Origin of the sequence: Sphingobacterium sp. DR205 (assembly GCF_011064245.1) — a bacterium.
GTDB classification, from domain to species: domain Bacteria; phylum Bacteroidota; class Bacteroidia; order Sphingobacteriales; family Sphingobacteriaceae; genus Sphingobacterium; species Sphingobacterium athyrii.
Genome location: NZ_CP049333.1, coordinates 5,261,928 through 5,287,774, shown reverse-complemented (window position 1 = coordinate 5,287,774; position 25,847 = coordinate 5,261,928). Strand labels below are relative to the sequence as shown.

Genomic DNA, 25,847 nt, shown 5'->3' with positions numbered 1-25,847 from the left:
GTAAACGTATTTCAGCATCTGAAAGTTAAGGTATGAATAAAAAAAAATCAGACACTAGAATAGATGTACGATCTTCTGCGGCAGAATATTTAACATTTATCGCAGCTACGGGCGAAAGTGACGTAAATGTTGTTTACGCTGATGAAAATATTTGGCTGTCTCAAAAGATGATGGGTACACTTTATCAAGTAGATGTAAGAACCATTAGTGAGCACCTTCAAAAGATATTCAAAGACAAGGAACTTGAGGAAGACGCAGTTATCCGGAAATTCCGGATAACTGCGTCTGACGGCAAAAATTACAATACGCAGCACTATAACCTTTCGGCCATTATTGCTGTTGGATATAAAGTCAATTCGGAGCGCGCGGTACTCTTTCGCAAATGGGCGACGCAAATTGTGCAAGAGTTTACTATCAAAGGTTTCGCTATGGACGATGAGCGTTTGAAAAATGACGGTACTATTCTCGGCAAAAAATACTTTGAAGAACAACTTCAACGTATACGGGAAATTCGATTGAGCGAACGAAAATTCTATCAAAAGATTACCGATATTTATATTACAGCCATCGACTATAATGTAACGGCCAAAAGTACCCAGCGTTTTTTTGCTACAGTTCAAAACAAACTGCACTGGGCCATTCATGGAAATACGGCTGCAGAAGTTATTGTAAACAGGGCTGATCATCAAAAGGAAAACATGGGTTTGACTACTTGGAAGGATGCTCCGAATGGGAAAATTCAAAAATTTGATGTCAGTGTTGCTAAAAATTATCTCTCTGAGAAGGAAATGCAACAATTACAACGTTTAGTTTCTGCTTATTTAGATCTTGCAGAAGACATGGCATTGCGAGAAATCCCGATGACAATGGAAGATTGGGAAATTCGGTTGAATAGATTCATCGAAGCTACAGACAGAAAGGTTTTACAGGATGCAGGAAAAGTAACTGCTGAAATAGCCAAAGCTCATGCCGAATCGGAATTTGAAAAATATAGAGTCATTCAGGATCAATTGTTTGAAAGTGACTTTGACAAAGAACTAAAAAAACTACAGCAAAAGGGAGAGAACAATGAGTAAGATAGAAGAGTTAATAGCACAGTATTGTCCGGATGGGGTCGAGTATAAAAAATTAGGAGAAGTGCTACACTTTTTAAATGGAAAGGGGCACGAGAAAGCAATTTCAGATAATGGTAACTATATTGTGGTGAATTCTAAATTTATTTCCACAAATGGAAACGTAAAAAAACATTCAGATACTCAAATCTCACCTCTTTTTGTTGATGATATCTTGATGGTGATGAGTGATTTGCCTAATGGTAGGGCATTGGCTAAAACTTTTATAGTTGATAATGATAATTTATATACGTTAAATCAACGAATTTGTTCCTTATCCGTAAAAGATAAATCAAGTCAATTGCCAAAATATTATTATTATCTATTGAATAGGCATTTATCTTTTCTCCGGTTTGATAATGGAGTTGATCAAACTAATTTAAGAAAAGATGATATTTTAAATGTTCTAATCCCCATCCCACCACTACCTGTACAAGAAGAAATAGTCAATATTCTTGACAAATTTACTGCGTTGGAGAGGGAGCTTGAGGGGGAGCTAGAAGCGCGAACGCGCCAATACGAATACTATCGTAATGAACTGCTCACTTTTGAAGGTAAGGAAGTGGATTGGAAGACTTTGCCTCAGATTTCAGAAAACCTGAACAGTAAGAGAAAACCAGTTAAAGGAGGAAGTAGGGAGAAAGGAAATATACCATATTATGGAGCTTCTGGTATCGTTGACTATGTAAAGGACTATATTTTCGATGGAGACTTTTTATTAATTTCAGAAGATGGTGCCAATCTGTTAACAAGGAATACACCAATTGCATTTTCTATCACAGGTAAATCTTGGGTAAATAATCACGCCCATGTGCTTAAGTTTAAGCATTATGCAACAAGAAGATTGATTGAATATTATTTAAATTCTATTGACTTAGTTCCTTATATAACTGGTGCAGCACAGCCAAAATTAAATAAACAAAATTTAAATAATATTTTAGTCCCAGTTCCCTCATTAGAGGAACAAGAACGCATAGTAACTATTTTAGATAAATTCGATGCTTTAGTCAATGATATTTCGGTGGGGTTACCTGCCGAGATTGCAGCGCGTAGACAGCAATATGAATATTATAGAGGAAAATTATTAACGTTTGAGCCATTAGCAGTAGCTCAGTAAAGAGAATGTAAGTATATGCCAGCCAATTATAACCTTATTTCAGAAAATTCGGAATCTACTGTTGTTTCAGAATACATTGTCGAATATAAAAAGGAAACTAGATACCAAAGTGAAGCCGAATTGGAAAAGGCTTTTATTGCATTGTTGGAAAAGCAAGCGTATGAATTTCTATCCATTACAACCAACTTGCAGTTGGTAGATAATTTGCGCTTGCAATTAGAAAAGTTAAACGATTACCAGTTTACTGAAAAAGAGTGGAAGCATTTTTTCGAGGGTAAATTATCCAATCCCAATAGCAATATTGAAGACAAAACCCGATTGATTCAAGAAGATTATATCCAAGCTTTGCATTGCGAAGATGGTTCCTTACGCAATATTTACCTCATTGATAAAAAGAATATTCATAACAACCACCTGCAGGTAATCAATCAATACGAAACTGCCGAGGGTAAACGTTCCAACCGTTATGATGTAACGGTATTGGTTAATGGTTTGCCTATGGTGCATATTGAATTAAAAAGGCGGGGTGTTTCTTTGCAGGAAGCTTTCAATCAAATTGATCGATACGAAAGACAATCTTTTTGGGCGGATAACGGCTTGTTTCAATTTGTGCAATTGTTTGTCATTTCTAATGGTACACTGACCAAATACTACAGTAATACTACGCGTTATACGCATCTAAAAGAAAAAGAAAAGCAGGGAACGAAGAAATCCAAAACTAGCAATAGCTATGAGTTCACTTCATGGTGGGCTGACGGGAATAATACCCCTATTTACGATTTAATCGATTTTGGGAAGACTTTCTTTGCGAAGCACTCTATCCTAAATATCATTACCAAATATTGTGTATTTACATCAGATAAACTGTTGCTAGTGATGCGTCCGTATCAAATTGTCGCAACGGAGCGTATTCTGCAAAAAATCAACGTTTCAAACAATTATAAGAAATACGGAACAATTGATGCGGGTGGATTTGTATGGCACACGACAGGCTCAGGTAAAACCTTAACCTCTTTTAAAACAGCTCAGCTAGCGAGTAAGTTACCATTTATCGAGAAAGTCATTTTTGTGGTCGATCGTAAAGATCTGGATTACCAGACCATGAAAGAGTACGATAAATTTGAAAAAGGTGCTGCTAATAGCAATACTAATACAGCGGTACTCAAAAAGCAATTGGATAATCCCAATGCAAAGATTATCATTACCACAATCCAAAAGCTTTCTATTCTAATCAAAAAGCAGAAAAATCATCGTGTATTCGGTAAACCTATCGTATTTATATTTGATGAATGTCACCGCTCGCAATTTGGAGACATGCACGAATCGATCACCAATTCATTCAAGAAATACTTTCTTTTTGGCTTCACAGGTACCCCTATTTTCGCTAAAAATTCCAATAGCGGTGGTAAGGCACATTTAAAAACTACTGTTCAGGCATTTGGCTGTTATGTACACGGCGATCCTACAAATTGTCCAGAAGCCAATCATCAATCGGCTATCCATACATATACAATTGTAGATGCAATTTCAGATAAGAACGTACTTCCTTTCCGAGTAGATTATATTCGTACAATTAAAGAGAAAGATAATATTACTGATCAAAAAGTGCGCGATATCGATAGAGAGAAGATCCTTTTAGCGCCGAAATACATATCAAATAATGTGGGTTACATCTTAGATCACTTCGATCAAAAAACGATGCGGAATTCCAAGCCATATTATATGACTACGCTGGCAAATGTCCATGAAGTCTCGACGGCCAAGGATCGCAACAAGATCGAAGAAATAAAGGAGAAGATAAGACTTAGTGGCTTTAATTCGATCTTTGCAGTTTCATCCATTGATGCAGCTAAATTATATTATGAAGAATTTAAACGTCAGCAAAAAGAAGTATCGGAACTACGCAAATTGAAAATTGCTACTATTTTCAGTTTCGGACAAAATGATCCTGAAGAAGATGGTTTAGAGGATGAAAATTCCGAATCTACAGAGGGCCTGAGTGCATCACATCGTGATTTTTTGGATCATGCCATCATGGATTACAATTTAGCGTTTAAGACCAATTACGATACATCTTCAGATAAGTTTCAAAATTACTACAAAGACGTTTCTCTGCGCATGAAGAATCGGGAAATAGATTTGCTCATTGTAGTGAATATGTTTTTGACTGGTTTTGATGCGACTACTTTGAATACGCTTTGGATAGATAAAAACCTGCGAATGCACGGGTTGTTGCAGGCATTTTCGCGTACAAACCGAATCCTGAATTCGATTAAGACCTTCGGAAATATTATATGTTTCCGTAATCTGGAAGATAATACGAATGAAGCATTAACCTTGTTTGGAAACAAGGAAGCTGGTGGCATTGTATTGCTAAAAACATTTGATGAATATTACTATGGCTACAACGATGGGAAGAAAGATATTAGAGGTTATGAAGATTTGGTTCAGGAGCTCTTAGCGAAATTCCCTATCGGTGTAAGAATTTTAGGCGAAGAAGCTCAGAAGGAATTTATTAGACTGTATGGAGCTATTCTTAAACTGATGAACGTCTTGCGATCATTTGATGACTTTGAAGGCAAGGAAATACTTTCTGATCTTGATGTGCAAAATTACCACGGTATGTACATTGAATTGTACAATCAATTTAAAAAGCAAAGCAAGTCGGACCGTGAAAATGTAATCGATGACATTGAGTTCGAAATGGAGTTGATTAAACAAGTTGAAATTAATATTGATTATATTTTGATGCTGATCCGTAAATATTACGAAAGTAATATGAAGGACAAGGAGATTGTCATCAATATTCAAAAAGCTATTGACTCTAGCGTCGATCTTCGGAATAAAAAGGAATTGATAGAGAAGTTTGTTGATTCATTAACACCATCATCCGATGTGGATGTAGACTGGCATAAATATGTAAAAGAACAAAAAGAATCTGAGCTGAACCGAATTATCGTGGAAGAACGCTTGAAAGAAGAAGAGACAAAAACCTTTGTAGATAATTCTTTTAAAAACGGGGAAATTCAATCGGCGGGAACTTCTTTCGCAAAGATATTGCCACCAGTTTCGAGATTTTCACCATCAGGGGATTTAGCAAAGAAAAAGGAAACTGTACTTGAGAAGCTAAAAGCTTACTTTGATCGGTATTTTAATATAAGTTAGGGAGGTAACTATTCTATAATCCATTATAATTATAAACCTAAATTTTATGGCACTATTTGATGACAAGGAATTAAAAAAAAGAGTTCAATATCTTGAAGAAGAGAGAAAGAAACTTTGGGATAGAGTTGTAAAACTAGAAGATGAGGATAAGGCTATCAGGAATGAAATAGTTAATAAAGCTTCAGAATCCCAGAAAGATGCTTTCCAATTCTCTAAAAAAGCAGCTGAGTATAAAAACAAAACCGAGGACAGATTAAAAGAAGCTATTGAAAAAATCGGTGAAATTACTTCGAAAGTCAATGAGGCTGACCGGTTAGTTAAAACAATCACTAGTAATAATGAAATAATTATTGAATTAAAAACAAAAGCTGAATTAACAGATTCAGAATTTGAAGAATCTTATAATAAGCTTAAAGAAAAAGTTGACCACTTAACTTCATTCATTGAGGAATATCCCGAACTGGATGAAAAATTAGCCGATATTAATAAGTTCATTGAAGATATTGAAGGTAACTTATTAAAATCTAGAACATCTTTAACAACAATTAATACTCGTAAAAAAGAAATTGATGAATACTATCAAGAGCTTTTTGGATATGAAGATGAAGACGATAATGGGGAAACTGTCGTAGTGGAAGGTAAAAAAGATGTATTAGATACTACCTATGAAGATTTAGAAGAAAAGCTTACAAAAGCTGAAAATAGGATTATTTCAATAAAAAGAGACTTTGAAGCCAATTATAAGAATTTCGAAGAAGAGCATAAGACTAACTATTCAAAAATCAATGAAGAAATAGCAAGTTTGTTGCCTGCGGCATTAACTGCAGGATTAAGCTCTGCTTTTTCTACAAAGAAAATAGAAGAAGAAACAAATTTAAGTTCAATGCAAATACGGTTTTCAAAGGGAATTTATTTGCTCATAACCGCCAGTTTAATCCCTTTTGTAGTAAGCATTGTGCTGATGTATCGAGGCGAATCATTAGATCAAGTAATTTTTAAAATCCCTCGTATGGTTTTAGCCATTATTCCTATGTACATTCCTATCCTATGGTTCACTTATTCCGCCAATAAAAAATTAAACCTTTCTAAAAGGCTGATTGAGGAATACGCGCATAAAGAAGTATTAAGTAAAACCTACGAAGGACTCTCCAAGCAGATAAACAACTTGGATAACGATGAACAAACATCAGAACTAAAATACAGGCTATTATCTAATTTTCTTCAAGTTACATCAGAGAACCCTGGAAAACTCATTTCTAATTATGAGTCCTCTGATCACCCGGTTATGGAAGCTCTGGAACAAAGTTATAAATTCCAACTCGCTATCGATAAATTAGATGGAATTCCTGGATTAGGAAAAGTAGCAGCAATCCTTGAATCAAATTCTAAGAAGAAACTTGAAGAAAAAGGACAAAAAATTGAGAAAATTCTTTCTGGGAGTAAGGAGGAAAGTTCACCAACTGATTAGTAACTTTAACGATATTGTGTAAGTACCCCATTTTTCCGACAGCTGAATTGGCGACTTATAAAAGCTCCATTATTTGTAATTGACTACCTCATCGTACATGAATTGATTCATAGTTTGGTGATGAATCACATTCATAAATTCTGGACGTTGTTAAGATCCTACTATCCAGTCTATCGCGATGCGATTAATTGGCTGAACAAATATGGAAATAGTTTATAAAGCGTTTAAATATATATAGGTATTGTCTATTCTTTGAGAAAAAATAATTTATGATCGTGCCAGTTGTTAAAATTTACTTTACTGATGGATTGAAAAAAAAGTAAATTAAAATTAGAGAAATTATCAATAATACAATTATTGACCAAGCCATTATCAGTATTAATTGTGCTTTAACGTCAGATGACTTAAATTGATTATCTATATCTTCGTAAAGTGAAGGATATAATTTGTTAAGCTTCTTCCTATCATTTTTAGATTCCTTCTTAATACTCTCCAGCTCATAAATATATGTAGCAATGAGGTAGATAATAAAAAAACTATATAAATTAACGATTAGGATTATTGTATTTATTTGATTGGCTTTTTCAAGTTGAAAAAGAGCAAATAAGGAAGCCCCTAGAGTAAGTGGAATTGAAACTATTTGGTTCCCAATTTTTTCCTTTACGGAACTTAAATTTGAAAAATATTTTTCCTTTTGATCCTTGTATTTGTTTAAAACGTTTTCAAAAGAGAAATTTGTTATAAATAACTGGAAGTTCTTTTCTGCAATATTAAATAAGTAATTAAAATTATGATAAAGCCTGTCGAATGTAGATATATTCTGGTTGTCTGCAAATTTACATACCTCTTCTTTAAAGCAACTTAACCACTCATCACTTTTTATCTTCTCCGAAAATAAAACTAAGTCAATTTTTTCAAATTCTGCTTCTAAAAAATTTATACAATTCTTCTTAAACAAAATGGAGGATACAGTTTTATAAGTAGACTTATTTACTATTATTAGTTTTTGACCATCAGATGCTGGAATTTTGTGTTCTATTAGATTGATATTTGAGTCGAATAATTCGTATAATTCAATATATTGATGAATGTGTTTTGTTATCGTTGTTACATTCTTTTTCTTTGTGTTGCTAATAGTTTCTTCATTCTGATCAATTAACAAGTATGTTTTTTCGGAAAGTAAGATTGCGCATCTTTTTTCAGCTTTACGAATTTTCTTATTTTTATACTTGTTGAAGTATGATAGCTCTCCGCAAACTAAAATAAAATCTTCATTGTATATAGGTGTTAGAATAACTCTATCGCTTACTGCTTTAAAATCTTTTATACTATCAAAGCGTTGAGCAAATTTTGCAGCTATATTATTGGTGAATTCTATCTTTATATCTTCGCCATCTTCAGTAATAGCACATGAGGATGAAACCAGTTCATTCAGAAGAATAGCCAGAATATCTCGATTTTTATTCTGTTCCATTTTCTATTTGAGAAAGTAATTTATCAAAAATCGACTTATTTGTTATTACTACGACCTGATTGTTTGCATCAATGGTTATATCACCACTATCAATATCTTCGACATTGAAACTAACATTAATCCCTTTTGATTTTGCACTGTACTTCACTAAGGATCTAAGTTTGGCGCTATTAACCTTTAGTTCTGTTTCAATTTCATATCCTAATTCTTTAGCATAATTTTTTATGGTATTTTTATCTCCAAATAAATAATCACTGAGTTTGTCAATATTTACATAGCCCTTATTAATTTTCTTATATTGAGTCATCCAAGAAAAGGCGTTTCTACGGAACTCATTTTCATCGGTATCGATGGGTTTTTTAATAACTCGAAGAAGATTAACTAGATGTTGAGTAGATTTAGTTGAGTCGTTCGTTATATCTGTATTAGTCCAAGTCAGGAAATAATCGGAAAGACTTTCACCCTGGTTACTAACTAAAGCGATATAATTCCGATCAGCGGTTATATTATCTAATAAGCTGCAATTTAGCCTGAAACCCATTGCTATTTTATCGATATTGATATTAGCTGTTTCATCAATAGTAAAGGTTCCATTTTCCCAGTCAATCTTAAATGCTTCTTTATTTCTTACAATAAGCACTAAAATAAAGGGAGTAGAATTCTTTTCATAATCGACAAAGAAATAATATCCTCCTGTTGCGAGAATTACATTTTCTAAAATAAGAACTAATTCATTTAAGCTCAATCTGGTAAAATCAAAGAATGTTTTTTTATCAATACGGTTAGCTGAAATGTACTTTATGGCATTTAAGCTAAATGCATTTTCATGCCCATTTCGAAATCTCCCATATTTAATATTCGAATCATCAAAGGAATTGACTAAAAATTCAGTCATTCTTACAATATTGTCGTCTATATTGATCTCGCCTTTCGAGATGTTTCTATTTACATTTTTATCTTTACTTTCTTTAATAATTTCGTGAATTATTAGGCGGTTTACTTTCATTGGTCAATTAAGCTATATTTAGCAATTAAAATAATAAAAAAGAATGAATTTATATTATGAAAAATACTTTTAACCATTATACTGGAAAAACGTATGCAGTTATTTGATGACAGATCTAGTTATTTCTTCCCAATTTTCAACTCCTCATTTTCCTTAATTGTCACCCCGTTTTTATCTTTCCAAGCTGTACGACCATTGACGGAATATCCAAGTATGACAGCTCCAGCTGTTGAAGGACTCGAAAATTCGTAATTCTCGTTGAATATATTTTTCCCATCCTTAAGGATGACAATTTCTTTCTCTATTAAAGTACTCCTAAGATTTCCATAAGTACCGGATAGTGCCTTAAATTGTTTCTTGCTCATTTCACTTCCTTTTAGCACTTCAATACCGTTTGAAGTTAATATAGCTTTCGCTGTAATTCCACTCATGGATAATGAATATTCTACCGATGGCAAACGGGATTTTTTATCTAACCTGTCATCATGTGTTAATACGGAATAGCCTAATGTCGGTAGTATAATCTGCATGTTTTCGAAATAGGTATCCATTTCATCCCTCACCATGATCGGAAGGTTTACAGTTGTTCCAATGGTCCTATTTGTTAAGCGGTATTCACTTGATTTGCTAATCTTTGAGATAGTCTTTTGTTCTAAATATTTTGTATGTGAAACCGTAAGGTTTTCGTCCTTTGAGCAGAAACATATAATTAATTCAAATGATTGCTCGGAATTTTTAAGGTGCTGCCCAATTCTATCTGCCAATGAATTTGCTTCTCCGACGTACACCAGTTTATCATCTGGGTTTTCATCGTTTTGGCCGAAAAGGAAATAGATACCAGGTTTCTTTAATTCTGGCAGTTCTTTAGCTTCCAAAAATAAGTTTCTTGGTATCTTGATAGCTTGTCCAGTCCAATTAGACATGTATGAAAAAATTATTCCCTCGGGATTTCCAGAAGCTAAATAATTGGTTACCGTAATTCCTCTTTTGCTCATGTTTTCCAACTCAATCCCCCTTCTTCTTAATCGGATACTTGAGAACAAATTTTTTAATCAATTCCCCTGTTTCTCTTCCTGTAGCTTTTTCAATAAGTATAAGCTCATAAGGCTCAGGTGCACCGCCATTGTAATAAATGTCAGTTAGTCTCTTCTTATCAATTCCTGTTTTTTTCAAAATAAAATCAAAAGCGTTCTGACCCTGAACTTCAACTTCATCTCTCATGAAAATACCAAAGTTGGTTCTTTCTTCAATTTTTTCTCCAGTTTTTAGTTCTAAATTTCTATGTTTATACACGGCTTTGATAGCATTTTCAATAATATCACCCGAGTATATAGCAATCTTATAGAAGGAGTGTACAGAAACACTTTTTCTCTGTTGATTTGTAATTTTACTAATTTCCCCCCTGGTCATATCAACCATCTTTGCAAAATTTTCAATTGCCAATCCTGATTCCGCTTTTCTTGCTAAAACATACTCTGCAAAATTTGCTATTTCTATAGCTAGGAGTTCCTTTTCATCCATAATATTAAAAATTTCACAGGTTTCCTTTATTTTTATTTTGTTTTAATGGAAACCAATTCTTATCTTTGTTTAGCGATTAGACAATAAGGCTATTAGCCATATTGAACGATGTTTTCTCGACCCACAAACGACTAAAATTCCATCGAGAGAACCGTTAAGATCGCCTCATGCTTAAAAAGTTTTATTACTTTTGTTAATAAAGCATGTGGGTGGTCTTGCGATACTTTAGATGGATAAGTCAAAATGTCCTTTGAGACATAGATGAATGGGCTAGTCACCCGTGGGTCTAAAGTGCAAGCCACCCCTTGTATTTTTAATAGGTGGTTATACTTGCTGAGAAACGTCGTTCTTAAATAATCAAAAATTATGAGAACGACACCATTTAAAACTCTAACCCACCAGTATCAGATCAAGGATCGACTTACTCGGTATTCCGCCAAACAGCATTTCAAAAATCTAATCCGAGCGCCGGATTAAAGGTTGTGTTAAGATAATCAGTACGTAAAAGGAGAGGAGCTAATAAAAATGGCTTAGTATGGCTTATTCACACGAATAACCAAATTCTCCTTTCGCGTGTCTGCCACCGACCCTGCACATCAATATATAAAATAGCGATTGAAGGCAATGAAGATGGCTTTTACTAAATAATTGTTTCGCAGCTTAAATTTAGTCAAACTTTTCTTCGAAGACAAATTTCTATCCCAAATATTGTTGTGATACAACAAAGGGTCGGTTCTTCCTATTAGTATGGATGCCCGTGATGAACCATATATAACCGAGTAATTAAGAGTAAAACGGCATTCTGAGGTTTAGTTAATTTAATTTTTTAACAGCGTGATGGATTGGGTCTTTTGACCCGATAGGGGATCTTTTTTGCTCCTTTTTTCAAATGACTTTCTACCATCATGCGCCCTCAAAAGCCAAAAAAATGAAAGAGCTTTTTCACAAATTGATCGCCATAGATAAGGCGATTTACGAGATCCATCATTTGGAGTACGATCCTGTAGCATGTATTAAAGAGTTCTGGAGTCACTATGACATGGATAGCTGCCGCAACCATATTGTCGAACTCCTGACAATTTACTTGGATAAGGAACGAAAGGCAAATCCTGCGATCAGTACAGCTGATGTACAACACTTTACTATCGCCTTGTTTCGCATGCTAATGGCCTATTTTATTGTCCATTACAAACGGATCAATCTATCGGGAATTGAAATCTCCTTTCTGCGTAGTAACAGATTTATAGCCTGCGAACTCGAAAGTAGTAAGGAAATCTACGACTTTTTTTATCAGCTCTCACAAAAACACTAACTATCAAATTATGAGTACGTTAAAATTATTGACACTAGTCAAGATATATATAAATACCTACATCTGCCAAGCACTGACCAGATACTCGAGCAGATCATACTGTAAGAGTACTGGTCGGGTACTTCTGACATGCATTACTTTAGTTTTTCAATCATCTAATTTTTCTTCTAAAGCATTGAAGAGCATCAGAACTCTTATGGTATTAGCTCTGATGGTTTCTATGTTTAGTTTATCGGCTCAGACGCCTCGCAAGGACAGCGGGGCCGATGGGCTAAAAGAAGCCGCGATGCTGACTGTAGGTCAGAAGGTGCCGGATTCATTTTGGACCTATAAATATAAGTTTTATAGTAATGGCGATACGCAGACAAAAACGCTAGAACATCTAAAAGGTAGCCCTATCATATTCGATTTTTGGGCCAGTTGGTGCTCTCCTTGTATTAGTTCATTAATAGAGACAAATTCCTTTATCGGCAAACTGACCGAAAAAGGAAATTTTATTGCTGTCACTTCTGACAACAAAACCACCGCCCTTAATACTTGGATAAAACAAGACCTACATTTGCCAACGATTATCGAGGACAAGATATTGAAGAAGTTTTTTCCGCATGCTTCGGTGCCGCAGGTAATATGGATAGACGCGGATGGAATGGTCAGATATCAAACTTCACAGGAGCCGCTTAGCCAAGCTAATCTGAATAGCTTTTTCGCGGGACAGTCATTGGATCTCAAAGCTAAGCCTGTGTTCGATAAAAATCTTCCTATTTTACCAGGTATTCAAGCTGATAAAAATGTATTACAGTGCTATCAATTGGTGCTGAAAGGTTATCAGGATTATCTCCCTGTGGCTAAATACTCGAGAAATTTACAGGAAGGATATTTCAGTACGAGCTTTGTCAATTTGCCGCTGATAACCATTTATCGGGATCTAGCACCTAGGTTATTTTCGGCGATTGGTGAACCGTTCTTTAGGGAGAATTTTCAAATCAAAACGGATGATTCAATTGAGCTGAATAGGCCTTATACCTTAGACCTGATCGTCCCCACAAGAGACCAGCTCATCATGAATAAAGGTATGGTAGAATTACTGAATGCGGCTTCGGGTTACAATGCTGGTCTGCAGAAAGAAACACGGCAATGTCTTGTGATGAAACGCATCGGCCAAATTCCTCAGTCAATTGCCTCTAATGGAAAACTGAATCGTTCGATTGACTGGGAGAAAAAAATCCAAATCGATAATGCGCCAATAGCCTATGCACTGGGAATCCTCACCGACCAGCGACTAGCTGGAAAATACATTGTCAACGAAACTGGATATAAAGGCAAGATTGACCTCAATATCAGGGTGACCAATGATCTTGGTGAGCTCAATGCGCAGTTGGCTAAATCGGGTATGAAGCTTGAAAATGCAATCCGGGATATAAATGTATTTGTTGTTGAAAAAGCGAAAGGGAAATAATCATGAGATCTATAAAAATCTATGGGTTATTGCTGTTGGCAACAGTCATTTTCCCTTTATTTATTCAAGCCCAAGAGAAGAAGGTGAGTGGAATCATCATTGAACGTGGCTCTGGTAAGGCAATCGCTGGTGCTGCGGTCAAGTTGCTAAAAGGAAAAGCTGGGACAACGACAGATGCAAAAGGCATCTTTGAGATCGATGTAAAAGATCGAGATAATACCGTTTCATTACAGATCTCTTCAATCGGATTCCGTGCGATTGATACGTTGCTGACTTTTGGAGCAGGACATCGGATCGAACTGGTCTCGGCGGCAATCGGTATTGATGAAGTGGTGGTATCAACGGGTTACGGTGCGATTCCTAAGGAAAGGGCCACGGGTTCCTTTTCTTTTGTCGGAAAAGATCGGATCAATGAACAGATCAATTTTAATATCATGGATCGCCTGCCAGCGGTGGCATCTGGATTGGTCGTGGACCGCAATGCAAAAAGTGCGAAGGATCAGTTCTTGGTCCGGGGAATGAGCACCATCCAAGGGGAAACCCAACCCTTGATTGTGCTGGATAATTTTCCGTTTGAAGGTGACCTAAATAGCATCAATCCGGATGATATTCAAAATATAACCATACTACGGGATGCCGCTGCTGCTTCAATCTGGGGCGCTCGGGCAGGTAATGGGGTTATTGTCATCACGACCAAAAAGGGGACGGCCGATCAAAAGCTGAAAATAGATCTCAACCTGTTGACAACGGTGCAGCAAAAACCGGATCTGTTTTCATTAGATCGTATTTCTTCGTCGGATATGGTTAATGTGGAAACCATGCTTTTTGATAAGGGCTATTACGATGCTTCCATCAATTCGGCCCAACATCCGGTGCTTTCGCCGATTGTCGAACTGTTGATCCGAAAAAAAGCAAGTCAGGATCAAAATGAAATCACAGCGATCGAACAGGAAATCAACCGTCTTAGAAATGTCGATGTAAGAAATGACTTCGAGAAATACCTCTATCGCATAGGGCTACAGCAGCAGACAACAGTGGGACTATCTCAGGGTACGGATAGGCTCATATGGAATGCCTCTGTCGGAAACGGTCTGCAGATCGATAATTTGGATAATCGGGTCAGGCGTAATAATGTATTGATGAATGCCAAGGTTCTGCTTTCGAAATCGCTCACACTCGAAGGCGGCATGAATATTTCCTTTCAGAACATGCGGAGTGGCAGGCCGGGTTTTGGCAGTGTTTCGGCATATAACGGCGGACTGTTTCCTTATGCCGAGCTCGCTGATGCCGACGGCAATGCCTTACCGCTGCTCAAAGATTGGCGTGGGACGTATCTTGAGCAGCAAGCAGATAAAGGATTATTGGATTGGCAATACTATCCGCTCGAAGATTATAAGCACAGTGTGCAAAAGCAACAGATGCAAAATACGATCTTGTCTACCGCTTTGACTTATAAATTGCCCAAATGGTTTGGACTCTCGCTCAGATACCAATATCAATCCGAATCGGGTAGGACGGAAAATTTGAGTGATATCGATAGTTATGAAGCCAGGAATACGGTCAATTCTTATGCCGTGCTAAATGCGGCTACAGGAAAAGCAGACTTTAAAATCCCCAAGGGTGGAATATTTGATCAGTCAAATAGCATGCTCAGAAGTCACAATGTACGCGGGCAACTGGATTTTAACTGGGAAAGAGGGCCGCATAAAGTGTATGCCCTTTTGGGGTCAGAGTTGAGAACTGTCAGTTCTAGAGGTAATGGCAATAGGTTGTATGGCTATAACGAAGATAACTTATCGTATGCGCTGTTTGACCTCACCGTTCCTTATGTCCATTATGTCACCGGAGCCAGAAACTACGTGATGGATGGCCTCTCGATCAGCCAGAAAGAGAATCGGTTTATTTCGACATTTTTAAATGCTTCTTATTTGTTTGAAGATAAGTATACTGTCACTTTCAGTGCGCGGCGTGACGCATCCAACTTGTTTGGACTCAACGTCAAAGACAAGTGGAATCCATTTTGGTCAGCAGGTCTGGGCTGGACGGTGTCAAACGAGAAGTTTTGGAATAAAGATCTGATTTCTTATCTGAAATTGCGGGGAACCTATGGCAAAACAGGAAATCTCAATCCAGCCATGGTAGCACTTACCACCATTAAGTATGCAGGGCCGAATCCCTATACGCAGACCCCATATGCAAGGTTTGACAACTATGTCAATCCTGAATTAAAATGGGAGAGTGTGTCGACGGTCAATATCGGTCTTGATTTTGCCCTGAAAAACAAACGGATATCGGGTACACTGGAGGGGTATATAAAAAATGGTAGCAATCTCTATGGAATAGCACCTTTGGACTATACCAGCGGTATTGGACCATTTGTAATGAAAAATGTTGCTGCCATGCAGGGCAAAGGTTTGGACCTGAATCTGGGCACGATTAATACCACAGGGCAGCTGCGTTGGACCTCGGATGTTAACCTGAGCTTCAATGCCGACAAAATAACCAAATATCATATGGAAAGCAGATCTGCAAACCAATTTATTAGCGGGATTAATCCAATCTCCGGCAAAGAAGGCTCTCCTGTTTATTCGATGTACTCCTACAAATGGATGGGGCTTGATCCAAAAGATGGCGCGGCACTTGGGCTTCTCGATGGTCAGCCTTCCCGTGAATACCGCAAATTTACAGGTACTAACGCTACGGTAGATGACCTGATATTTCATGGTAGCATTCTGCCCAAGATTTTTGGATCTTTTGGCAACACGATAGCTTGGCGGGACTGGGCGCTGACCATGCGTTGGACTTTCAAGTTTGACTATTATTTCCGCAGGGAGACCGTACGTTATAGTTCACTTTTTTCAACTTGGAATGGTCATGGTGATTTTAATAAGCGCTGGCAGCAACCTGGCGACGAGCACAAAACAGATATCCCAGCAATGTTTTACCCCGTATTGTCTGGTGCTGAAAATTTCTACCCTTATGCTGAGCCATTTGTCGAAAGGGGAGACCATGTAAGGTTTGAGTATTTGAACCTTGCTTATCGGATCAAAGGTGCTCCGAAGAGCTGGTTTAAGGATGTACTCCTTTCGTTCAATGTCAATAACCTGGGATTGATCTATCGGAAAAACAGAGCGGGTATCGATCCTGATTTTAGCAAATCTTCGAATACGGGCTTTTCACCCTCAAAAATTTATTCATTTAATATCAAGTGTTCGTTATGAAAAGATCTATCATCAAAGTATTGAGTAAGCTATCGCTACTTTTTATAGCTTGTTGCTCGTTACTTTCCTGTGAAAAATACCTCGATGTCAAACCGGACCAAAAGCTGGCCGTACCTGAAAGTCTGGATGATTTGCAGGCGCTGATCGACAATTATCCGATTCATATTTTCCAAAGTGATGCCTTAGAAGTGAGTGCGGGCGAGTTTACAGTGATAGACGCCAATCTTGCTTCGCTCTCGTCCGATTTTCACCGTAGAATGTACCAATGGGATTCGTACAATTTGTTTCAAGAAGGAACGATAGTTTCCGATTGGGCACGCTACTATACTACGATTTACAATTGTAACACGGCTTTAGAAGGATTAGCAAAAATTGAACGCAACAACGTGAATGCTGCGCAATATGATCAGATTAAAGGAAGGGCGCTATTTGTTCGTGCGGAAAAATTATTTCATGCTAGTTTGGTTTGGTGTCTGGCTTATGACAAAAAAAATGCTTCAAATACACTGGGGATGCCAATCCGTCTCGATACGGATTTCAATAAACGATCCGCTAGATCATCTTTGGAAGATACCTACAAACAGATCCTTGCGGATGCCACTTTGGCGGTACAACTTTTGGTCAAACAAACAGGAAGCCCTGTTGAACCTAATCGATGTATAGCAAATGCGCTATTAGCCAAAGTGTATTTGTATATGGCAGATTATGAAAATGCTTTTAAATATGCCGATGCGGCACTGGCATTAAATAATCAATTGTTGGATTACTCCACATTGGACGCAACAAAACCATATCCCATTCCACAATTCAATAAGGAGGTTATCTATCACTGCTTAGCGGGCTATCCTCAAATATTAAATACCACTAGAGCCCAGATTGTTGAAGATCTGATTGCAAGTTATGAAGCGAATGATCTTCGGCTTGACCTATATTTTACAAAAAATGCAGATGGAACTAATGGTTTTCGGGGACTATATACGGGCACTACATCATTATTTATGGGCATTGCTACTGATGAACTTTATTTGATTCGGGCAGAAGCGGCAGTGAGGTTGAAAAGAACTGATATTGCCCTCAAAGACCTGAATACACTTTTGGTAACGCGCTGGAAGAAGGAAAACGGAAAAACGACCTATCAGGAAATCAAAGACATGGGTAGCGAGGAATTGCTCGCACGCATCTTGTTAGAACGACGAAAAAGTCTTGTTTTTAGGGGAATTCGTTGGTACGATCTAAAACGGTTAAATCGCGACGGAGCAAATGTTGTATTGAAAAGAAAAGTTGAGGGGAAGGAGTTTGTTTTACAGCCAAACGACCTGCGTTATGCACTACCAATACCTAACGATATTATTGAGTTGTCTGACATTGTTCAGAACCCCAGATAGAACAATAGACCCTTGCGAAAAAGGGTCTATTGTTTTTTTGAAACCCAGATTCGCACTATAGTATCTCAGGTTTTTGAGAATCCGCATGATTGCGGACTTCATCAGCGGTGTCTGATGGGTATGTTGCTTCAAAATAATCCATCAGTTCTTCAGAATCCGCGATAGTCTGGTCAGTCACCGTGTATTGGCAAGGTAACGGCTGGAATGGGTCGTTCTGACAGTTTGGATCGGAAGAAGCGCCTTGTTCCCATTTATCCGCTTGAAGAATCTCACTCGAATTTGTACCTATAAAACGCCAAACCGTTGCGGTCACTTTGGTTGTTGAAATAGGTTTCACTTCTTCTTTTTCGGTGAAACTTTGGGCTCCATAAGCGAGTCCCAATCCTAATACTGCTAATGTGCCGGTGCGTAACCAGCTGTTTCTTTTTGTAAGCATAAGCTTAAAATTTAGTTTATAAAAATGTTTATTAAGCCAGCATTCTTCACTGGCGCTAATACAAAGTTGGATATAAACTATAGCCGTTTTTTGCCTGTCCTATGGGTGCTATTTTGGGAGGAATTTCCCTGTTAAAAGAAAATATTGTGCCTCCTGTACAGCATGACGTGAAATACCGAGTAGATCGGCCTGCTCAATCTGGGTGGTGGCAGCCTTGATTTCGGGTAGTAGCTTGGCAAAGTGCAGGTAGCGCTTAAAAGGGGAGTGGCCTAAAGTTGCGCGTCTCAATAGCGCAAGCTGTCTTTTCTTTTTATTGCTCAAGACGTCTATCAGTGTGTCGATAGATTTCTCATTTTCTTGAAATTGCCGGAGGATGAGGTGCGGGATCGTAATAATGATTCCCGAGCGGAGCGCTACGATATTGCCCGGATGCAAATTGTGGGTGTAAAGATGATTGGTCGTCATCAAGGCCATATTGGGAATGGCGATGCTCATAATCTTGCGTTTGCCTGTATCGGGATTTACCTCAATCCGGGCCAAGAGTCCGGTAGCCACAAAATAGGTCATCTCCTGGTGATGATCAGTTGAGTTAAGCTGTTCGCCACGTTTGACAGTCTTGACTTTGAGATTGTCCTTGGCCCACTGATAATGAAAGTTGTCTATTGTATGATATTTTCCCCAAAAATCAAACAGTAGTTTTAGTCCAGCCTTGTGGCTGCGCTTATCCGTCATAATGTGTTGTTTTTAGTTTATCTGGTTTATTGTCAATGAAATAGGTCTGTGGACGAAGTTACACCTATTAAAAACCAATATCGAATCTCCCCCTAAAATGGTCTTTGCTTCCAGCAAAACCTAATTTGCCTATCAAAATCCAAGGCAAAAACCAACCTATGCCAAGCAACAGGTAGATGACCATGCTGTCCTTCAATACCTCGATAAATAGTTGTTTTTTTACTCCCGATCGATCTGCAGTCTTCAGTGCCTGAAGCCGTAAAGCTGTTGCGAGAACAGCCTATGGTGTATCTTATTTAAAACGTAAATACCGTGGAAATAACATTAATATTAGCACAGTATGGTCTTTACGATCTGTTGCCGCTAAGCTACAATGAGCTTATGTTGGGCAGCGAGGATGTAGAGGAAGGACGGAAATGCAATATCGCAATTCCTTTATAACCAATTAGCGGAAGTACTGCGCCATAGCGATATGGTGCAGCACTTTCCATAGATTAACCTTAACGTATTTTATATGGATTTTACTTACAAAGATGCCATGCAGACCTATGCTGAAAAAGACTGGATGGAATTTGTGTTTTTTGCGGCCAATGTGCAGCACCTCCTCTGGATCAATAACTTCAATATCCAGCAGCAGCTTTACCTTCAGACTTGCAATTATGCCATTAAGCAGGCTAATACAATCGGGAATAAGTTTCGGTTTGAAAAAAAGTGGATGAGATTTTTTCCAAAAGAGGCACCTAGTTTTATCCTGACCTTTCACTTCGGGCAGTATCGGGCCATACCGGCTTTTCTGATCCAGCAGGGATATAAGCTTTGTATTCCGGTTTCCAGAGAAGTGATTGTACAGCAAGAGCAGTATTATTCGAAATTAGTGGGGGAGGACTGGGGCGCTCAGCTGCTATTTCTGGAAGCCGAGGATCCGCACTTATTTTTCAAAATCCGCCGGCAGATGGCGTTGGGGTTTCATGTGCTCTGCTATCTGGATGGTGCTGTGTCTGCTGTAGCAGATGAACTGCGTAAATTGGTCAAGATTCCCTTTCTCAATGGCACCATCTCCGTACAGCAGGGGATTATCAGAATGGCTTTCCTGCTCAAAACGAAAATAAGCGTACTGATCGCTGATCCCCACAGTGACAATGAAGTATTGGCCATCCACGGCCTGGATTTTTGTGATACGGACTGGTATCGTTACGACAAAGACTTTGCTGGATACTACCTTAGGAAGATTTATCTGGACTTTGAGGATGTCCTGTTGCGGGAGCCGCAGGCCTGGGAGCCCTGGTTATACCTGCACCGGAACATGAGACCGGACTCGGAACAGGGACGGTGGAATGGCAGTTCCCGCTTGATCCCATTTAAGCATAACGGAAGTTATCTATTGCTTGATAAATTTACGTATTTAAGTTATTCAGTTTCGTGTAAAGATTTCGATAGATTAAACCAGCTTATTTGCGTATAAATACGGGGCTGATTATATTTAGAATTCCAGTTATTAATTAATTAAATTTTATGCTTAAACGATTCTATCTTGAGTGGAATACCCACATTTATTTTTGGCTCTTTTACATCCTCTATTTTTTTGGTGTCAATTACCTGGGAAATGACAACATGTCTTTGAAGTCTTCGATCTTGACTGTGCCGTACTTTATGTTCATCTTTTATTACGTGAATTGCATCCTCAAATACTTTTACAGAAATGGACGCATTGTGCTTACGGTAATACTACTCGCAGCCTTCTATCTGCTTTCAAGCGTAGTGGTGTATTTCGCGGTATATAGTAAATTTTCAATCAATCTCATCAATGGGGCTTATGTGGTCCAAAATTATAAGTTTCATTGGGGCCAGTATATCCAATCGCTGTTGGTGATCAACGGCAATTTTACCATCCTTGCTTTGCTCTACTACCATTATAAGGGCAAGCTTGCTGAACTGGATGCAAAGCTGGAGGCCGTCAATAAGCAGCTGGAGGCCGAGACCAAAATGAAATCGTATGAATATGCTGCCTTCTCGGCGCAGGTGACCCCACATATGATGGGAAATATCTTTATCAATTTGCGGAAGCAATTGCAGCATGTAGACCCTGCGCTGGCACGGCAGGTCAATGAAACGTACAAGCTGATGAAGTTTTATATGGATGCACATCAGGTCGAAGGAAAAGAGCGCATATTGTTGTCCGACGAGGTGGATGCATTGCAGCGATATCTAGCCATCCAAGGGAATGTAGAGGAAGTTCGTTTTTACATCGATGTACAGCTGACCGGCAACCTGATGCGGTTTACCATTCCGCCCACCACCTTGCAGACCCTTGTCGGAAACTTATTCAAACACGCCGAGATAACGGATCCCGCTGAGCCAGCGCGTATCGCAATCGAAGTGATGGATAGGGGATATACCATAGCGGTCAGCAATAGAAAACGACGCGGTGCCTTGACAGGTGTCAGCCATGGCAAAGGGATGCGCAATTTGCATGCACGGATGCGGTATGTCTATGGGGATAATTTTTCAATGCGCGAAGAGAAGGGCGGGGACTATTATCAGTTGTGCATCAACGTACAATTTGTAACCGATTAAAAACAGATAAACACTAAACTAAACACATATGAAACGAATATGGATCGGGGTGATCATTGACGATCAGCAGGGCTGCATAGACTACCTGCTGCAATTAATGGAGGATATCGCCTATGTAAAGATCATCAAAACATTTAATGATCCAAAGGAGGCTAAACTTTTCCTGCGGGTCAACCAGGTGGATTTTATGATCCTGGATGTGGAGCTTGGCTATACCAATGGGTTTGATTTTATCAGGACATTGCCCAATACAAATTTAAAGACAATCTTGTATACCGCCCATGAGCAATACGAGGACTGCGGCTATGATTTCGGTGTGGTAGATGTCCTGCTCAAAGAGGTATCGATGAGCCGCCTCTGTGGTGCATTGCGCCGGCTGGATACAGAGCTGGCCAAGCTCCTGCCTGTATCAGCGAGCGATTCACTCGATAATTATTATCACCATTTTATGGTTCGGGTGGGCTATCGTTATGTACGGAATTTGATCTGGATGAAAAATATTATCTATGTGGAGAGTGGCAATGGTGCTATTACATTCCATATGGTGGATGGTACGTCCAAGAAATGCAACAATAGCATGCGCGAGGTGTTAGAGAAGCTGCCCATAAAGTGGTTTAAGCAGATCCATCAGAGTTTTGTGATCAATATCAGTTTTTTCTATAGCTACGAAAAAGGAAAGGTACGCATGACGCTGGATAATATCATGCTGCCCACCGGTGATAAAAAGATCTATAGCGATTTCTTCACATTCATTAACTCCAACGTGCTTGGCGATTAAAAACCATTTTATGATGATAAACCTTTAAAAAATATGAGAAAATACGCTACTAATGCGACAGACCGAAAAACAGATGCGCATCTGCTCAGGGCCCTACATCTACTCTTTAATGAAATTCAAAAATTGAAAAAAGCAGTGCTGGACAGTCTTCCCCCCGAAGATGTGGAACCCGAACTGCGCGATACCGATTTTGTCAAGGATACGGTCGGCGTATCGGACCGTACCCTCCTGCGGTATCAGAACCTGGGGCTGATCGAAGTATATCGGCGTGATAAAGGCGGAAAAAAGTACTTTAAGCTCGACGATGTACTTCGCCTCAAACGTTATCTACACCCATAAATCGTCACGGTTGTCCAAAACGCTGGACAACCTTTTTATTTTAAATCTTCTACATAGTGGTCCCCACATTCTTTTTAGGTATGCTATTACCTCAGCAACTTGATAATATATTTTTTTATAAGCGAATCATGATTTCCATCCTGCGAATATGAATTGAATAATGAATTGACTTCCATAATTGGTAGATTTAGAATTAAGATGGTGGATTTGTCTGATTTTATTGATATAAAGATTAAAGATATGCTATTGGATATTATTAGAGAAACTAGAGAAGAGTTGTTCAAAAATCTTCATGGACATTTACCTTTGGCCAAGAGAGACTATATATCCAAAGAGTTAATAGAGGAGAAATATGAATAAAAATGAGATAACAATAGCTACTTTTAATAGTAAATATACTTTTTGGGCGGCGCTAACGACCATATTTGTTTTATATCCTATTGCTATAGTATTGATCAAAGCTTGGTATGTCAGAACCACTGTAAACCAAACTCAACTGATTATCGCAGTACTGAGTATAGTTTTTGGCTTTTTAATAATTGTCATGAAAAGCACCATGCGAAAAATTACCTTTACGGTATGCGAGAATAAATTTTATTTGAAAGATGATAAAGGAGATAAAGTGCACCTACCCGATGATACAACTTATAATATGTACAATTATAACTCGAGAAAAGCCTTTATGCTGCGTGTGACTACGCAGGCTGGAACGAGATATTTTTTGTCGCCTGACATGAATATGAAATCCAGCGTCGAAATTTTTTTTGAAAAATTCTCCAAAGAACCTTCATGTAAGGACATTTTTGCCAAAGGTCTTCCGATAATAATCTGTTTTGCTTATGTGATCATAAGTATTGTTTTGGTGTTGTTCACATCGTGAGGACAGCATTCGCACCAAACAGCTCCTTTCTTTGCTTTTTTTCCTGATGTTGTTCGCACGCTATCCTGTTATTGACCTACAGTTTGCCTACAGCCGGCCTACTTCAGTAGGCCGGCTGTAGGCAAACTGTAGGCGAAAAGTAGGTAAATGGTAAACTAATCCCTAAACCTGATACGAAGTCGGTGGCAACTTTTCTTATCGATGCCTCGATGCTGAGTTCCTGACATATCCCAACCGGGAGATTCTATAGTATGATCCAAGATAACCATTCGACTTATTTACCTGGTTAGGAAAGGTCTTCTCATGCCTTTTTATAAGCTAAATAATGGACGTTTGTCAGAACCAGCAAGTCCGGTGTCAGACAACATGTAGGTGACCGCCGGACAAGCATCGGACAATCGTTTTGCAAGTGTATGTTTCTGTTTTTAAGTGTTTTATGTTTGTATTGTCAAGCGAGAAATACCGGTATAAAATCTTGACGATTTATTTTTTTAACATTTAATTTTTTAAAAATGGGAACAATAATCAATGGAATAAATGGAGGTTTCCGGGGTAAAACCGGGGCAGTAATAGGCTCGAGCTGGAAGAGTATTAATTACATCAAAGGTCTCTACAAAAAGAGCAATAAGCCCTATACAGAGGCACAGTTGATCGTGCAGGAACGGTTTAAAATCATGATGCGATTCTTGCTGCCGATCAACAACTTTTTGAAGATCGGATTCGGGCAGAAAAAGACAAATCGTTTTACGCCGATCAATTACGCTTTTCAGTTTAACCAGGACCTGGCTATTCAGGGGATCCATCCCAACCTGACGCTGGACTATAGTAAAATCAGAATAGCTGATGGCCTATACTACGGCGGCGGGACGGTAGCCGCCAATTTTGCCGGAGGAGAGATCACTGTCACCTGGTCTACGGATAATAATGAGGTGTACGATACCAAGAACGATGATCTGGTGTACATTGTCTGTTATCATCCGGTATTGGATGAGTTTCTGACCTCAGCCACGGTGCCGACGCGGCAATTGGGTACGGTAACCTTCGGGGTACCCGAACACCTTTTGGGTGAATCGGTACATATCTGGTACTTTATGTCAGACCGTACCAAGGTCAAGGTGAGCCGCAGTAGTTATCTGGGCGAGATCACTCTTACCTAATGCTTTTGGTAATGGGCGCATTTAATTGTGCCCATTCCTGTCTTTTAATCAAATAATATAAACAGATGGAAGATCCAGCTCCCCTGCTTGGTACACTGTTTTGTACAGCTATGAGGTCTGGCTTGCTTTCATCATCAATTTCAGAAAATCAGATGAAACGTAACTCACAAAAAACTTCCGTCGGGCAACTTATCATGCAACGCAAATTTTGCCTGGCAAATGAATTTCTATCCCCACTGGCGAAAATTATACAGGAAGGGTTTGCACACCGGGCGAAGCAGGGAAAGCGCCTGACCCCACGTAATCTTGCCCTGGGACATGCGATCAAGTATGCGATCAAGGGAGAATTTCCAAATTTCCATATTGATCCGGCTTTGGTCCTCCTATCAGACGGGCCAATAAGGGAAATAACCATTCTGAAAGTGCGAAGGATGGGCAGCAGCGTGTCGGTCAATTTTGACGGCGGTGCATTGACCAAGATGAATCATGACGATGAGATCCAGCTGATCGCTTATCATCTGGAGGATCGGGTGGCCATCCGGAGCCACCGGACTGTGAATCGCTCCATGAAGCTCATCTCCCTGTCCTTGCCCGATTACCTGCTGGATGCGCAGCTCTATTTATATATCCTCGTGTGTGACAGGGATGGTGTCTGCTATGCGCGGAGTCAGTACGCCGGGGTAGTTTAACATTGGTAGAAAATTAAATTTTATT

At 38.6% G+C, this 25,847-nt stretch carries 22 protein-coding genes; 16 read left to right on the top strand and 6 right to left on the bottom strand.

Translation table 11 applies throughout. From position 1 onward, the window contains the following. Positions 1-32: 32 nt before the first annotated feature. Genes G6053_RS22680 through G6053_RS22665 form a run of 4 tightly spaced genes read left to right on the top strand, consistent with a single transcriptional unit; the run spans position 33 to position 6,862 of the window. Positions 33-1,076 carry a virulence RhuM family protein gene (locus G6053_RS22680; protein WP_165308596.1) on the top strand — a complete coding sequence of 348 codons (1,044 nt, stop codon included), beginning with the start codon at positions 33-35 and terminating at the stop codon, positions 1,074-1,076. Then, positions 1,069-2,229, top strand: a complete 1,161-nt coding sequence (locus G6053_RS22675) for a restriction endonuclease subunit S (RefSeq protein WP_165308595.1) — start codon at positions 1,069-1,071, stop codon at positions 2,227-2,229. The genes G6053_RS22680 and G6053_RS22675 overlap by 8 nt, the downstream gene beginning before the upstream one ends. Before the next feature lie 15 nt (positions 2,230-2,244). Continuing rightward, a complete protein-coding gene (locus G6053_RS22670; RefSeq protein ID WP_165308594.1) occupies positions 2,245-5,394 on the top strand; it encodes a type I restriction endonuclease subunit R in 3,150 nt (1,049 codons plus the stop codon). Positions 5,395-5,440: 46 nt separating this feature from the next. After that, a complete protein-coding gene (locus G6053_RS22665; protein ID WP_165308593.1) occupies positions 5,441-6,862 on the top strand; it encodes a hypothetical protein in 1,422 nt (473 codons plus the stop codon). A gap of 292 nt (positions 6,863-7,154) precedes the next feature. On the opposite strand, the gene G6053_RS22655 is transcribed toward G6053_RS22665, so the two are convergent. From G6053_RS22655 to G6053_RS22640, 4 genes are all read right to left on the bottom strand, one after another. Continuing rightward, positions 7,155-8,336: a hypothetical protein gene (locus tag G6053_RS22655; protein ID WP_165308592.1), complete on the bottom strand. Its 1,182-nt coding sequence runs from the start codon at positions 8,334-8,336 to the stop codon at positions 7,155-7,157. Further along, the gene (locus tag G6053_RS22650) at positions 8,323-9,342 is read right to left on the bottom strand and encodes a nucleoid-associated protein (RefSeq protein ID WP_165308591.1); all 1,020 of its coding nucleotides are present in this window, start codon (positions 9,340-9,342) and stop codon (positions 8,323-8,325) included. The genes G6053_RS22655 and G6053_RS22650 overlap by 14 nt, the downstream gene beginning before the upstream one ends. Positions 9,343-9,461: 119 nt before the next feature. Beyond that, positions 9,462-10,337 (bottom strand): GIY-YIG nuclease family protein, encoded by an 876-nt coding sequence (locus tag G6053_RS22645; RefSeq protein WP_165308590.1) that lies wholly within the window; start codon positions 10,335-10,337, stop codon positions 9,462-9,464. A gap of 10 nt (positions 10,338-10,347) precedes the next feature. Continuing rightward, the gene (locus tag G6053_RS22640) at positions 10,348-10,863 is read right to left on the bottom strand and encodes a hypothetical protein (protein WP_165308589.1); all 516 of its coding nucleotides are present in this window, start codon (positions 10,861-10,863) and stop codon (positions 10,348-10,350) included. A 928-nt stretch (positions 10,864-11,791) separates the two neighbouring features. Here G6053_RS22640 and G6053_RS22635 point away from each other — a divergent pair. Genes G6053_RS22635 through G6053_RS22620 form a run of 4 tightly spaced genes read left to right on the top strand, consistent with a single transcriptional unit; the run spans position 11,792 to position 18,237 of the window. After that, on the top strand, positions 11,792-12,175 hold the full coding sequence (locus G6053_RS22635) for a hypothetical protein (protein ID WP_165308588.1): 384 nt from the start codon (positions 11,792-11,794) through the stop codon (positions 12,173-12,175). A 10-nt stretch (positions 12,176-12,185) separates the two neighbouring features. Further along, the gene (locus G6053_RS22630) at positions 12,186-13,631 is read left to right on the top strand and encodes a TlpA disulfide reductase family protein (RefSeq protein WP_165308587.1); all 1,446 of its coding nucleotides are present in this window, start codon (positions 12,186-12,188) and stop codon (positions 13,629-13,631) included. A 2-nt stretch (positions 13,632-13,633) separates the two neighbouring features. Continuing rightward, complete coding sequence (locus G6053_RS22625) at positions 13,634-16,852, top strand: SusC/RagA family TonB-linked outer membrane protein (protein ID WP_165308586.1); 3,219 nt, start codon at positions 13,634-13,636, stop codon at positions 16,850-16,852. Next, entirely contained in the window at positions 16,849-18,237 is a 1,389-nt protein-coding gene (locus tag G6053_RS22620) for a RagB/SusD family nutrient uptake outer membrane protein (protein ID WP_165308585.1), read from the top strand. The genes G6053_RS22625 and G6053_RS22620 overlap by 4 nt, the downstream gene beginning before the upstream one ends. Positions 18,238-18,292: 55 nt before the next feature. Here the strand turns inward: G6053_RS22620 and G6053_RS22615 are convergent, their stop codons facing one another. Both G6053_RS22615 and G6053_RS22610 read right to left on the bottom strand, forming a co-directional pair. Continuing rightward, a complete protein-coding gene (locus G6053_RS22615; protein ID WP_165308584.1) occupies positions 18,293-18,673 on the bottom strand; it encodes a hypothetical protein in 381 nt (126 codons plus the stop codon). A 108-nt stretch (positions 18,674-18,781) separates the two neighbouring features. Then, complete coding sequence (locus G6053_RS22610) at positions 18,782-19,405, bottom strand: hypothetical protein (protein ID WP_165308583.1); 624 nt, start codon at positions 19,403-19,405, stop codon at positions 18,782-18,784. Positions 19,406-19,717: 312 nt separating this feature from the next. On the opposite strand from G6053_RS22610, the gene G6053_RS30960 reads away from it, so the two are divergent. From G6053_RS30960 to G6053_RS22575, 8 genes are all read left to right on the top strand, one after another. Continuing rightward, positions 19,718-19,846, top strand: coding sequence for a hypothetical protein (locus G6053_RS30960; protein WP_277603184.1), 129 nt, complete (start codon positions 19,718-19,720; stop codon positions 19,844-19,846). Positions 19,847-19,919: 73 nt separating this feature from the next. Next, positions 19,920-20,867: a hypothetical protein gene (locus G6053_RS22605; protein ID WP_165308582.1), complete on the top strand. Its 948-nt coding sequence runs from the start codon at positions 19,920-19,922 to the stop codon at positions 20,865-20,867. A 50-nt stretch (positions 20,868-20,917) separates the two neighbouring features. Continuing rightward, entirely contained in the window at positions 20,918-21,979 is a 1,062-nt protein-coding gene (locus tag G6053_RS22600; RefSeq protein WP_165308581.1) for a histidine kinase, read from the top strand. Positions 21,980-22,007: 28 nt separating this feature from the next. Beyond that, positions 22,008-22,757: a LytTR family DNA-binding domain-containing protein gene (locus tag G6053_RS22595; RefSeq protein ID WP_165308580.1), complete on the top strand. Its 750-nt coding sequence runs from the start codon at positions 22,008-22,010 to the stop codon at positions 22,755-22,757. A gap of 33 nt (positions 22,758-22,790) precedes the next feature. Then, the gene (locus tag G6053_RS22590) at positions 22,791-23,096 is read left to right on the top strand and encodes a hypothetical protein (protein WP_165308579.1); all 306 of its coding nucleotides are present in this window, start codon (positions 22,791-22,793) and stop codon (positions 23,094-23,096) included. Between the two features lie 352 nt (positions 23,097-23,448). After that, positions 23,449-23,976 (top strand): hypothetical protein, encoded by a 528-nt coding sequence (locus G6053_RS22585; protein ID WP_165308578.1) that lies wholly within the window; start codon positions 23,449-23,451, stop codon positions 23,974-23,976. 512 nt (positions 23,977-24,488) lie between these two features. Next, positions 24,489-25,133: a DUF6266 family protein gene (locus tag G6053_RS22580; RefSeq protein ID WP_165308577.1), complete on the top strand. Its 645-nt coding sequence runs from the start codon at positions 24,489-24,491 to the stop codon at positions 25,131-25,133. Positions 25,134-25,285: 152 nt separating this feature from the next. Then, positions 25,286-25,822: a DUF6266 family protein gene (locus G6053_RS22575; RefSeq protein WP_165308576.1), complete on the top strand. Its 537-nt coding sequence runs from the start codon at positions 25,286-25,288 to the stop codon at positions 25,820-25,822. Positions 25,823-25,847 lie beyond the last annotated feature (25 nt).